Raw genomic sequence first — 12615 nt, 5'->3', positions numbered from 1 at the left:
ATGTCCGGGATCATGCAGGGCAAGCGCGGCCTGATCATGGGCGTTGCCAACAACCACTCGATCGCCTGGGGAATTGCCAAGGCGGTCGCGGCACAGGGTGCGGAAGTCGCCTTCACCTATCAGGGTGAGGCGCTGGGCAAGCGGGTCAGACCGCTTGCCGCCGAACTCGGCTCGGATTTCGTGGTGCCCTGCGACGTCGAGGATATCGCGTCGGTCGACGCGACCTTTGAAGCGCTGCGCGAACGCTGGGGCACGATCGACTTTCTCGTTCATGCCATCGGCTTCTCGGACAAGAACGAGCTGAAGGGCCTCTACGCCGATACGACGCGAGAGAATTTCTCGCGCACGATGGTGATTTCCTGCTTTTCCTTCACCGAGATCGCCAAACGCGCCGCAGCCCTGATGCCGAATGGCGGCTCGATCCTGACGCTGACCTATAACGGTTCGCAGCGGGTCATTCCGAACTACAACGTGATGGGCGTTGCCAAGGCAGCGCTTGAGGCTTCGGTGCGGTATCTGGCCGCCGATTTCGGCCCGAGCGACATCCGCGTCAACACGATCTCTGCAGGCCCCGTGCGCACGCTTGCCGGCGCCGGGATTTCCGATGCACGGGCAATCTATGCCTGGAACCAGCAGAACGCGCCGTTGCGCCGCACTGCCACGATCGAGGACATCGGCGGCTCCGCGCTCTATCTACTGTCGGATCTCTCCCGTGGTGTGACCGGCGAAGTGCATTACGTCGACGCAGGATACAGCATCACTTCACTGCCCAACATCGACAGACTGCGGAAGTCCGACGCTCAGTAAGGCGCTCTCAGTACGAGTTCAACTCACGAATCGCGTCCGCATTGCCGGCGGTTGCTGACTGCTTGAGCAGTTCTCTTGAGCGCCGTGGATCACTCGCTCTGATCAACTGCGAAAGCTTCAGCTGCGCCCAGTGATCGTGCGTGAAAGGCAGGCTCTTTTCGAAATAGCGCTGCGCAAGGGCAAGGTCCTTTGCGACCCCCTCCCCGTCCATCAGCATGAAGGCCAGCATATGATAGGCCCACAGGTTGCCTTTGCTGGCGGAGCGCTCGTACCATTCGACGGCCCGTGATGGATCAGCCTGCAGGCTCAAGCCCTTCTGATAGAACCAGCCGACCTTCAGCTCTGCATGCATATCGCCAGCGTCGGCGGACTGGCGATACCAGCGAAGCGCTTCCGGAAGATCGAGTGGCACACCGGAGCCTATCTCATAAGCTTGACCGAGCTTGTATGCCGCCGCAGCGTTGCCGTTCCTAGCCGCGAGCCGGAAGTAATGCGCGGCGATGCGAAGGTCATCCGGCCCTTTGACCTTGTATTTGCGATAGGTTTCCGCGGTGTTGAACCATTCCCAGGTCAAGCGAACACTAGCGCGTCGCTCTTCGGCGCTCGCCGTTTCAGTGGCGATCAAGAGCAGAAGTGCTGAAACAACGCCTTTCATACAAAAACCCCGACAGCTCGAACGCAACTTCAGTGTGCATTCGAGCTATCGGGGCGGGCAATCCTAGATATTTAGGGGCGGCGTTACTTCTTCGCCCACAGGATCTTGAAGCGGGCGTTGCGGCAGGTTTCGCCGTATTCCCGGAAAGCTTCCTCGAGCACCGGCTCGTATTGCATGCCGCGATTGGCGACCAGCATCAGCCTGCCGCCGCTTCTGAGCGCGCCTGCAGCCGTGCGGATCATCGTCTTGCCCAGTTCCGGATCCGCAGCCTGCGTCTCATGGAAGGGCGGGTTCATGATGACGAGGTCGTACTTTTCCTTCGGCGGCTCTGTTCCCAGATCCTGCCAGAAGAAGCGTGCTTCGAGATCCGGGCAGTTATGCGCAACGTTCTGCTTTGCAAATTCCAGCGCCCGGTGATCGGCCTCGAACAGGTCGATACGGTTCACGCGGGGCGAACGCTCGGCCAGCATGACCGAAAGATAACCCCAGCCGGCACCGAAATCGGCGGCATTGCCGTCGAAATCAGTCGGGAAGCGGCTTACCAGAAGTTCGGAGCCCGGATCGATGCGGTCATGCGAGAACATGCCGGGAGCGGCCTGGAAGCGACCGTCGACCGTCACGGCCGTCTTTTTCAGTGCCTGGATCGCGCCAGACGCATCTTCCGGCCGGCCGAACCAGATGGCAACGCCGTGATACTTCGGCGCGTAGTCCAGCGTGATACCAAGCTTCAGCAGCATCGTGCGAATGGGTGCGATACCGTCTTCCTTGCCGCCGGCAACGACGATAACTCCGCCGACCTTCACCCGCGCAAGCGCTTCGGCGATGCGGTTTTCGTTTTCGCCGCGATGCTTGCCGCACAGGACAAGCGCACCGTCGTAATCCTCGCCCTCGGGCTCGGGAAACGCGTTGTCGCGCAGGCTGCGGAACAGTGGCCGGAACGGCTGGATGGCCGTGATCTCGGCATCAAACCCGTCAGGCAGGGCATTGCCCGCTTCCGCACCCAGAAACAGTATGCGCTCACCCTCGCCGGGCGTTTGGATCGCGTCGGTGGCGAAGGGATGGAAAAGGGTCTTCAGGGCTTCTCGGGTCATGATCGGATCTCGGGCGGTCGTGTCGTCGGTGAAAACAAAAAAGGCGCGGAAGTTATTCCTTCCGCGCCTCGATCTCTCGATAGGTCGAGGGCTTATTCGGCAGCTTCGCCGTCAGCCTTCTTGACTTCCTGGCCGGTGGCCTGGTCGACGGCCTTCATCGACAGGCGAACCTTGCCGCGCTCGTCGAAGCCCATCAGCTTGACCCAGACCTTCTGACCTTCCTTGACCACGTCCTGGGTCTTGGCAACACGGTCGGAAGCGAGCTGGCTGATATGGACCAGACCGTCGCGGGCGCCGAAGAAGTTGACGAAGGCGCCGAAGTCGGCGGTCTTCACAACGGTACCTTCGTAGATGGTGCCGACTTCCGGTTCAGCAACGATCGAATGGATCCACTTGCGGGCCGCTTCGATTTCCTTGCCGGAGGCGGAGGCAATCTTGACGGTGCCGTCGTCTTCGATGTTGATCTTGGCGCCGGTCTTTTCGACGATTTCGCGGATGACCTTGCCGCCCGAACCGATGACTTCACGGATCTTGTCGACCGGGATGTTCATCACTTCGATGCGCGGTGCGAATTCGCCGAGTTCCGAGCGACCTTCGGTGATGGCGTTGGCCATTTCGGCGAGGATGTGCTTGCGGCCACCCTGTGCCTGGCCGAGCGCGACCTTCATGATCTCTTCGGTGATGCCGGCGATCTTGATGTCCATCTGCAGCGAGGTGATGCCGTCGACGGTACCTGCAACCTTGAAGTCCATGTCGCCGAGATGATCTTCGTCACCGAGGATGTCGGAGAGAACGGCAAAGCGTTCGCCTTCGAGGATCAGGCCCATGGCGATACCGGCAACAGGCTTTGCAAGCGGGACGCCAGCGTCCATCAGAGCGAGCGAGGTGCCGCAGACGGTTGCCATCGAGGACGAGCCGTTCGACTCGGTGATCTCGGAGACGACGCGCAGCGTGTACGGGAACTGTTCAGCCGTTGGCAGCATCGGACGGATAGCGCGCCATGCGAGCTTGCCGTGGCCGATTTCGCGACGTCCTGGGGAACCCATGCGGCCGGTTTCACCAACCGAGTAGGGAGGGAAGTTGTAATGCAGAAGGAAGCGTTCCTTGTACATGCCGGTCAGGCTATCGACATACTGTTCGTCTTCGCCGGTGCCGAGCGTCGCAACAACGATCGCCTGGGTTTCGCCGCGTGTGAACAGGGCCGAACCGTGGGTGCGCGGCAGGATGCCGACTTCAGACACGATCTTGCGAACGGTCTCGAGATCACGGCCGTCGATGCGGCTCTTGGTGTCGAGGATGTTCCAGCGAACGATCTTCGCCTGCAGGTGCTTGAAGGTCGCGCCGATGACTTCGGCCGGGTACATCGGCTCTACGCCTTCTGGGAAGAAGTGTGCCTTGACCTTCGCCTTGACGGCGTCGACGGCAGCGTAGCGTTCAGCCTTCTGCGTGTTCTTGTAGGCGGTGCGCAGTTCGGCTTCGAAGTGCTGCAGCATTTCGGCTTCGAGCGCGGAATGATCTTCCGGCTGGAAATCGCGTGGCTCCTTGGCGGCAACTTCAGCGAGCTTGATGATCGCGTCGATAACCGGCTGGAAGCCCTTGTGGCCGAACATGACGGCGCCGAGCATGATCTCTTCGTTGAGTTCCTTGGCTTCCGACTCGACCATCAGGACGGCGTCCTGGGTGCCGGCAACGACGAGGTCGAGAACCGACTCGTCCATCTCGTCGAGATGCGGGTTCAGAACGTATTCGCCGTTGATGTAGCCGACGCGTGCGCCGCCAACCGGGCCCATGAAGGGTACGCCCGAGATCGTCAGGGCAGCGGAGGCTGCAACCATCGACAATACGTCCGGATCGTTCTCAAGGTCGTGCTGGATGACGGTAACGACGACCTGGGTCTCGTTCTTGTAGCCTTCCGGGAAGAGCGGGCGGATCGGACGGTCGATCAGGCGGGAAACCAGCGTTTCCTTTTCCGACGGGCGACCTTCGCGCTTGAAATAGCCGCCCGGGATCTTGCCGGCGGCATAGGTCTTTTCCTGGTAGTTGACGGTCAGCGGGAAGAAGTCCTGGCCGGGCTTGGCCGACTTGGCCGAAACAACGGTGGCGAGAACGACGGTTTCGCCGTAGGTGGCGAGAACCGCGCCGTCAGCCTGGCGGGCGATCTTGCCCGTTTCAAGCTTCAGCGGGCGGCCTGCCCATTCGATTTCGACGGAGTGGGTATTGAACATATGGTGTCCTTTAATGCGGGAGCACGCGCAGTGCCGTAGCCGGCGCAGTGCATAGTCGACCGCAATCGATGTGACAGATCACGGGCAAGACAACGGGAGGCTTCGGGTCGGCGACTTCGGTGGTCGACGTCTGATCAGGGTCTTTGAGTGATCCCTGGTCGAAAGCATCCGGCAATCCTGCCCCATGACAGGTCAACGGTTTGGTTTTTGCAGATCCGGCCCATCCGGGTCTGCGGGCATTCTTGCGGCGCGAGATAAAGCGCATCGCAAACATTGCATCGGACGCTTGGCCCGAATGAGAAACCGGCAGGCGCCCGATTGAGCGCCCGCCGGAAATTTTTTAGCGGCGAATGCCCAGAGCAGCAATCAACTTGCTGTAACGGGATTCGTCTTTCTTCTTGACGTAGTCGAGAAGCGAACGACGTGTGGAAACCATGGTCAGAAGGCCACGACGGGAGTGGTTGTCCTTCTTGTGGCCCTTGAAGTGTTCGGTCAGATTGTTGATCCGCTCGGTGAGGATCGCAACCTGGACTTCCGGCGAACCGGTGTCGCCTTCAACGGTTGCGTATTCCTTGATGAGTTCGGCCTTGCGCTCTGCAGTGATCGACATCGTGTTATCCTTTCGAATATGAGGATTATGGGTCGCCTAAGGCCGGGATGTCGTCCAGTCTTGGCCGTGAAACGCAAAACAGGCAGAAAAGCCTGCTTTTGCTGGCGGTGCCTATAGACCATTCAAGGAGAGAATGGAAGAGGCTCAGCCAAACACCCGCTTGGGACGGAACTCTCCCTGGCCGATCTCGCCGATGGCAAGCAGCTTACCGCGCACGGTCGCATAGGCTTCCGCTTCGTCAGCCGGTGCATCGCGGCCGCGCAGGATAATCGGATTGCCCATCTTGATGCGGTGGGCCTGATCGTCTGTGACAGGCAGATGCGGCAGGCTGGAAAGCGCTTCAGACGTGTTGATCATGAAGGCATCAAGGGCTGCCAGCCGTTCGTCGCGATCCTCGATCTGTTCCAGGGCCACGAGTTCGGCCAGCGGCACCATGCGGTCTTCGGCAAAGGGCGCGACGAAGGTGCGGCGCAGTTCCGAGATATGACCGTAGCAGCCTAGATCGCGGCCGAAGTCACGGGCGAGCGCCCGAACATAGGTGCCCTTGCCGCATTCGACTTCGAAATGCGCCTTGTCCGCCGTTACGCCGAGCAGCGTCAGGCGAAAGATCTGGACCTCGCGCGACGGGATCTCGACAGTCTCGCCGTCGCGGGCCAGATCATAGGCCCGTTCGCCGGCAATCTTGATGGCAGAAAACTGCGGCGGGATCTGATTGATCGTGCCGGTGTAGTTCGGGAGAAGCGCGCGGATCTGCTCTTCGCTCGGACGGCTGTCGGACGATGCGGTGACAGCGCCCTCGAGGTCGTCGGTCGACCGCTCCTCGCCCCAGGTGACGGCGAATTCGTAGATCTTCCGCCCATCCATGACATAGGGCACGGTCTTCGTCGCATCGCCGAGCGCGATCGGCAGCATGCCTGACGCAAGCGGATCCAGCGTGCCGGCATGGCCGCACTTCTGGGCATTGAACAGCCACTTGATCTTGGACACGGCTTCGGTCGAGCCGAAATCGATCGGCTTGTCGAGAATAAGCCAGCCGGAAACCGGCCGGCCCTTTGGTTTGCGGGGTTTGGACATCAATACTTCTTGATTGTTATTTCTGGTCTTTGGTTTCGTCGCTGTTGAGATCACGCTGGACCTCCGGCGAGCGAAGCAGCTCGTCGATCTTCTTGTAGTTGTCGAAGCTCGTATCGTCGCGGAAGCGCACTTCCGGCATGTATTTCATCTGACGGAGCTGGCCGGCTATGCGGCCGCGGATATATTTGGCATGCCGGTTGAGCGCTGCGATCACGACGTCATGGTCAGGGACGCCGAGGGGGGTCACATAGGCCGTCGCGACCTTCAGATCGGTCGACATGCGCACTTCCGAAACGGAAATCACGGTTTTCTCGAGCAGGTCGTCGCGAACTTCGCCACGTTGCAGGACCTGGGTGATGGCGGCGCGTACCTGTTCGCCAACACGAAGCATGCGCTGCGACGGCGCCGAGGATGTGGGCTTGGTCATGTTGTTTCTTTCGTATAACGCCGCCGGGGCTCGTCCCGATGGGGCGCTTCGTCAAATGAAGGCGGTCACATGACAAAGGCCCGGCGAAAGGTCAAGGTCCAGCGGGTATTTAATCGGTCTGACTTGGAGGCCGTCGATGCCGATGACACCTGAAAACAGCGTGTCGTCACTCATGCAACCGAGACGAGGGACGTTTCGCCAAGGGGTGTGGTTCCCATGATCTTCGCGTGCAGTTCACGTTCCAAACCCATTGTGTAAAGGGCGGAAATGCGAGCCCCGAGTTCGATGAGGGCAGGCTCGATGGCGGCCAGTGGCCGGGCGCTTGCGAAGGCTTCGCCCTCTTCCGCGCAGGCCCGCAAAACCTCACCAAGCTCAATCTTGAAATCAAGCCGAGCAAGCGAGGCATCGATTTCGCCGACGGCGGATCGGCTGTGTTCGCCAAGCAGCGACATTTCGGTCTCCCTGCGATCGCCGACAACGCGGATATTGGCGAGTGCCTGTTCGAGCCGAAGATCGAGCGAGCCGCCCGTATCTTCGCAGGCGCTGAGCTTTTGCGCAGATTCTTCCAGCATTCTGAGATGAACGAGGATCTTGTCGGCGGCACCATCCAGTTCGCCCGCGTAATTGCGCAGTTCGGCGGCAACCACGTTGATCGCCTTGCCCTGATCTCCGATCCTGCCGCAGCGCAGATTGGTATTGAGGGCCATGTAGTGAATATCGGTGCGGACCAGTTGCACGACGCCGATGCTGGTGACGAGCTCGCTTACGGTCTGGCCGGTCGACCGGCTGAGTTCCGTCGCCTCGCCGGCAACGGCTTCGATCTGGCGAACCGCTTCGCGCGCAACGCCGACGCCGGTGTCGAGCTGGCGCATGGCGGCGGCGCCGCCCTGGCCTTCTGCCATCGTTTCCCGGATTGCATCGATCTTCTGGAGATCTGAACGGAAACTCGCCACGCTTGCGACGATCTTTGCCGTGTCACGCTCGAAATGATCGATGGACTGCCTGAGCTGATGGGAGACAAGCCTCCGGATGACAGCGGACAGGTTGTCGCGCTGAGGATTGGTCAGCGGCGTAGCGTCCGGTGAGGCCAGAAAATCGTCGAGGAGCGTGAGCGTTGACTGACAATGCTCGATCCTCTGGCGGGTTGTGTCGCCGATCTGCATGGCAGACAGCGTCGAGGCGAGCTTGGTCTGGATGCCGCGCGCGATTGCCCGGACGCTTGCGGCCTGTTCGATCATCGATCTGCGATTGAGAGCGATCGCCTCGCCGCCGTTCGACAGTCCTGCTGCGATCTGCGGGATTGTGTCCTCGTAGGAGCTTACAATCCTCTTCCCTCTTGTGATCAGGGAACCCAGTCCCTGGCCGAGATACTGGACCTTGTCCGAGAAATCATTGACCTGACGGGTGCCGTCCTGAATCCTTTGCAGGATTTCCTCAGCAAATCCTGCAAAGTCGGCAATTCCGGCGCCGGTGATCTTTGCAGTAACTGCAAAGGTGCGCAGATAGCGCAGGGTTTCCTGCATGTCCTCGGCATGGCCCTTCAGGTGCCCCTGGGCGTCGGAAATGAGGGTGAACTGGACCTGTCGGCCTTTCTCGTTTTCGCTCAGCTGAGAAAGCCGCGCGACCGTCTGGGTGAGCTCGAACAGGGATGCGTTCGCCGTTTCTTCGTCGAGCGAGCTCTCGGCCTGATCGAGCGAGGCGACCAAGCGGTTGAGAACGTCGAGAATGGAAAGAAGCGCTCGTCCGCCTTCGGTGAAGCGTTCCTCAAGGCGCGAACGGGCAGCGTCCAGCCTTGCGGCAAACGCCGAGGCGTCTGCGGAAACACCCTCTTCCATCGATACGACCGCTCTGACTGCCATGTCCACCACCTTTTCCAGCTTCGCCGCAACGTTGAGTTCGTCGCTGGAAAAACCGTTCGCCCTGTTTGTTGTGGGACACGTCTCCGCCTGAAGCAGGCACGGGTGTCCTCGAATAGCTGGACAGTGCCGGTGCAACGGTTAACTGAACAAGAACCGATCGCGGAGTTGCGTGTACGTGGTTAACCATTGCCGCTCGTTCGGAACACGATGGTGCAGCATAGAGAGATCCTGACCAGCACCAAAAAACGCGATACGATGGCGCTATAAAACGGGAAATCTCTTCTCGTTTTTCCTATATCGCAGGCATCGTTCGTATTTTAAGAGCAATTTTTCAGGAAGGACCGCCCTGATGACCGAGAAAACTCCTGCCGACAATTTTCCTGCCGGCTACGAGCCGCCAAAGATCTGGGCCTGGGAAAAGGGCAATGGCGGCCAGTTCGCCAGTATCAACCGCCCGATCTCCGGCCCGACGCAGGACAAGGAACTGCCGGTCGGAAAGCATCCGCTGCAGCTTTATTCGCTGGGCACGCCAAACGGCGTCAAGGTGACGATCATGCTGGAAGAGCTTCTGGCAGCCGGTCACGCGGAAGCGGACTATGATGCCTGGATGATCAATATCGGCAAGGGCGATCAGTTCGGCTCCGGCTTTGTCGACATCAATCCGAACTCGAAGATCCCCGCACTTTGCGACCATGCGCCAAAGGATGGCGGCAAGCCGTTGCGCGTGTTCGAGTCCGCCTCGATCCTCGTCTATCTGGCGGAGAAGTTCGGCGCCTTCCTGCCGACGGATCTGCGCACCCGCACGGAAACGATGAACTGGCTGTTCTGGCAGATGGGCTCGGCACCGTTTGTCGGCGGTGGGTTCGGGCATTTCTACGCCTATGCGCCGATCAAGATCAAATACGCGATCGATCGCTATGCCATGGAGACGAAACGCCAGCTCGACGTGCTCGACCGGCATCTTGCCGACAACCATTATATGGCGGGCGACGAGTACACGATTGCGGACATGGCGATCTTCCCCTGGTACGGCACGCTGGCGCTTGGCCAGGTTTACGGCGATGCAGGTGATTTTCTCGAGGTAAAGAGCTATGAGAACCTGCAGCGCTGGACGGCGGAGGTTTTCGCACGGCCTGGCGTCAAGCGCGGCCGCATGGTCAACCGGACATCCGGCGAGCCATCCGAGCAGCTGCATGAGCGCCACGACGCTTCGGATTTCGATACCAAGACACAAGACAAGATCGGCTAAAAGCCGGTCAGCCGCATAGGACTTGAGGATACGAACATGGCAAACCTGCCTGAAATGACAAAACACCGAGGCTTTCCGGGCGGGATGCCAAGCACGGGGGTGCAGTTCACCATCCGCCGGGCCAATCCGAAAGGCGTGACGCCGATCAAGGCTCTGCCGCGCAGGGCACGTCCCGGCACGAAAGAGCACAAGATCGACGGGGCCTTTCTGCATGCGCTGTGGCATCACTTCGGCACCGAACCCTTTGAGCGCGGCAATCTCGATGCTGCGCGTCTGAGCCTTCTGTTCGGGCGCGAAGTGCTGCCGGCCGACAAAACGTTCGACCCGCTTTCCTATGAGGCGATGCTTGTCATCAACGAAAAGCTGGCGCGGCAGAACTTTCCGGAATCGTTCGAGAATATCTTCGAGATCTGACGGCGTTTGTCGACGTTGTAGAGAAGGCCGCTGGCGAACGTCGCCGGCGGCCTTTCGCATTCAGCTGAGGCTCTTGCCGTATCGCTCGAAGCTTTCCTTCAGCACCGTCGTGCTGGCGCCTGGCTGCTGTGGCCTTCGATAAATGCCGCCATCGACATTGGACGGTTCCTCGAAGTGATCCTTGATCCAGGGAATGTATTCGAGAATCGTCGAGGCCGGATGCCAGTAGCTGAGATGGACATGAACCTGGCTCATCTCGCCCGCATGCGGCACGACGGGAAGCCGATGGGCCAGTGCCAGATCCGCAACCTGGATATATTCGGTGATGCCACCGAGGCGCGTGACGTCAGGCTGGACGTAGGACACGGCACCGGCTGATATGAACGCCCGGAACGCATCAACGGTATAGAGCTGCTCGCCAAGCGCGATCGGGATCGTGCTGCTTCTCGCAAGGGCCGCATGTCCGGCAATATCGTCGTACCAGAGCGGCTCCTCGAACCAGTAGATATCGAGATCGCGGGCCCGCTCGCAAAACCGCTGGCAGGTCGGGAGATCCCATTTGCCATTGCCATCGATGGCGATCCGGACATCTGGGCCCAGCCGCTTGCGCACCGCTTCCAGGCGGCGCACATCGATATTGGGATCGTCATGGCCGACCTTGAGCTTGATCCGGGTGAAGCCTTCTTCCTCCACGGCGCGCGCCGACCCGGCCAGCAGGTCCTCCAGCGAAAACGACAGCCAGCCGATATCGGTATTATACGCCTCGAGACGATCGGTTCTTGCGCCTCCGAGCAGGCTCCAGAGCGGCACGCCGGCCTTTTTCGCCTTGAGATCCCAGAGCGCGACGTCGACGGCGGCGAGTGCCAGATGGGTAATGCCCGCACGGCCGACCCATTGCAGGGAGGGATAGCGTGCGAGCTTGGTCCACAGGCGCTGATGTTCGTTGGCATCCTCGCCGATCAGCAGCGGCGCGTAGCAATCCCTTATACAGGACGTGATCAGCCGGTCGGAGGCGATATGGGCATGGGTGCCGGTAAAGCCGTAGCCCTTCAGCCCGTCGGTGGTCTCGATCACGGTGCCGACGACACCCCAATGGGTGATGCTGTGGGTGCTGTCGGAAATCGAGTCCGAGGTCAGCGGCAGATGCAGGATGAATGGCTGTACGGATTTGATTTTCATTGTTGGGCTCCTCCTCCCGGTGGTAGACATCAGTCTGTTTTGACGTGCCCCTGCCGCTCCAGATAAGGCAGGTCAGGCAGGGCGATGTTTCGCGATGCGGCAGCCCCAATGCGGGCGATTGCGCGGTCGCGTGAGATCCGCAAATGCCTCTCCAGCGCATCGCATGCGGCGCCGATATCGCCGGAAGCGAGCGGCGAAAGCACGTCCAGATGCTCCAGCAGGAATGGCTCGCCGTCATAGCCGGTGGTCTTCGGCTGATAGAGAAAATGGTGGGCGACCAAAATCGCCTGCGGCAGGCTGATCGCCTGCATCAGCGCGCGGTTGTCGCAGTATCCGAGAAGCTCCGAATGCAGCTGATGTTCGACGCGGTCGAGCATGTCGCCGGTAACCGTCTCGGCAGCGGCAACCGCCTGTTCGACGAACTCGATGCATCCCGTCACGTAGCCATCGGGCAGGTGCGCAAAGGCCTGCGCGAGCGCCAGCGGTTCCAGCACCCAGCGCAGCTCGTAGAGCTGGCCGATATGGACAGGCGTCAGGCCCGGCGCCAGCCAGCGGCCGGCATCGTCCTTCAGCACCACGCCGCGTTGCTGCAGCCTTGCCATCACGTCCCGTGCTACGGTTCGGCTGACACCGTGGGCTGCGGCAAGCGCTGCTTCGTTGATACGCCAGCTGGCAAGCGAGGTGCGGGAAACGATCTCGATCTCGATCTGGCGGTAGATCAGTTCCCAGCTCGACAGGAAATGGATCTTCTCGTCGGAGCCCGCAGGATGGCTCGACGGGGCGACGGGCGCGGCGTTTTCCGAGGATAAGATCTGGTATCCCCTGCCTGAGACGCGCTGCATCAAACCGCGCTGCTCCAGCTCGCCCAGGGCATGCCGCGCGGGTGCCCTGCTGATACCGAAGCGTTCGGCAAGGCTGGTTTCCGTCAGATAGGTGCCGGCAGACAGCGCACCGGAGGCTATCTCGGATGCCAGTATCTCGCACACGCGTTGATGAAGCCTCGGGGACGGGCCAGCCATTCGGGT

The 12615-nt window shown here is 60.5% G+C and carries 12 protein-coding genes; 3 read left to right on the top strand and 9 right to left on the bottom strand.

The genetic code is table 11. From position 1 onward, the window contains the following. On the top strand, positions 1-807 hold the full coding sequence (fabI, locus tag J3A65_RS18400; RefSeq protein ID WP_209902701.1) for an enoyl-ACP reductase FabI: 807 nt from the start codon (positions 1-3) through the stop codon (positions 805-807). A 7-nt stretch (positions 808-814) separates the two neighbouring features. Here the strand turns inward: fabI and J3A65_RS18395 are convergent, their stop codons facing one another. The 7 genes from J3A65_RS18395 to J3A65_RS18365 form a co-directional block, all read right to left on the bottom strand. Continuing rightward, entirely contained in the window at positions 815-1462 is a 648-nt protein-coding gene (locus tag J3A65_RS18395) for a tetratricopeptide repeat protein (protein WP_209902699.1), read from the bottom strand. A gap of 83 nt (positions 1463-1545) precedes the next feature. After that, positions 1546-2553, bottom strand: a complete 1008-nt coding sequence (locus tag J3A65_RS18390; RefSeq protein WP_092664058.1) for a class I SAM-dependent methyltransferase — start codon at positions 2551-2553, stop codon at positions 1546-1548. Positions 2554-2645: 92 nt separating this feature from the next. Beyond that, the gene (gene pnp, locus J3A65_RS18385; RefSeq protein ID WP_092664060.1) at positions 2646-4778 is read right to left on the bottom strand and encodes a polyribonucleotide nucleotidyltransferase; all 2133 of its coding nucleotides are present in this window, start codon (positions 4776-4778) and stop codon (positions 2646-2648) included. A gap of 340 nt (positions 4779-5118) precedes the next feature. After that, the gene (gene rpsO / locus J3A65_RS18380; RefSeq protein ID WP_062454254.1) at positions 5119-5388 is read right to left on the bottom strand and encodes a 30S ribosomal protein S15; all 270 of its coding nucleotides are present in this window, start codon (positions 5386-5388) and stop codon (positions 5119-5121) included. Positions 5389-5532: 144 nt separating this feature from the next. Then, positions 5533-6462: a tRNA pseudouridine(55) synthase TruB gene (gene truB, locus J3A65_RS18375; protein ID WP_209902696.1), complete on the bottom strand. Its 930-nt coding sequence runs from the start codon at positions 6460-6462 to the stop codon at positions 5533-5535. 16 nt (positions 6463-6478) lie between these two features. Next, positions 6479-6889, bottom strand: a complete 411-nt coding sequence (gene rbfA, locus J3A65_RS18370; protein ID WP_092664064.1) for a 30S ribosome-binding factor RbfA — start codon at positions 6887-6889, stop codon at positions 6479-6481. 170 nt (positions 6890-7059) lie between these two features. Further along, positions 7060-8748, bottom strand: coding sequence for a chemotaxis protein (locus J3A65_RS18365; protein WP_209902694.1), 1689 nt, complete (start codon positions 8746-8748; stop codon positions 7060-7062). 349 nt (positions 8749-9097) lie between these two features. Here J3A65_RS18365 and yghU point away from each other — a divergent pair, with 349 nt between their 5' ends. Together yghU and J3A65_RS18355 are read left to right on the top strand one after the other, a co-directional pair. Beyond that, a complete protein-coding gene (gene yghU, locus J3A65_RS18360) occupies positions 9098-9997 on the top strand; it encodes a glutathione-dependent disulfide-bond oxidoreductase (protein ID WP_209902691.1) in 900 nt (299 codons plus the stop codon). A gap of 36 nt (positions 9998-10033) precedes the next feature. Beyond that, positions 10034-10411: a hypothetical protein gene (locus J3A65_RS18355; RefSeq protein ID WP_062454259.1), complete on the top strand. Its 378-nt coding sequence runs from the start codon at positions 10034-10036 to the stop codon at positions 10409-10411. Between the two features lie 60 nt (positions 10412-10471). Here J3A65_RS18355 and J3A65_RS18350 read toward each other — a convergent pair whose 3' ends face one another. Together J3A65_RS18350 and J3A65_RS18345 are read right to left on the bottom strand one after the other, a co-directional pair. Then, positions 10472-11590 carry a mandelate racemase/muconate lactonizing enzyme family protein gene (locus J3A65_RS18350; RefSeq protein WP_209902689.1) on the bottom strand — a complete coding sequence of 373 codons (1119 nt, stop codon included), beginning with the start codon at positions 11588-11590 and terminating at the stop codon, positions 10472-10474. 29 nt (positions 11591-11619) lie between these two features. Further along, entirely contained in the window at positions 11620-12609 is a 990-nt protein-coding gene (locus tag J3A65_RS18345) for a GntR family transcriptional regulator (RefSeq protein WP_209902687.1), read from the bottom strand. Between the last annotated feature and the right edge of the window lie 6 nt (positions 12610-12615).

Source organism: Rhizobium sp. PvP014, from assembly GCF_017876855.1.
Classification (GTDB): Bacteria; Pseudomonadota; Alphaproteobacteria; order Rhizobiales; family Rhizobiaceae; genus Neorhizobium; species Neorhizobium soli.
The sequence above is the reverse complement of the archived record's forward strand: the minus strand, read 5'-3'. Positions and strand labels throughout refer to the sequence as shown.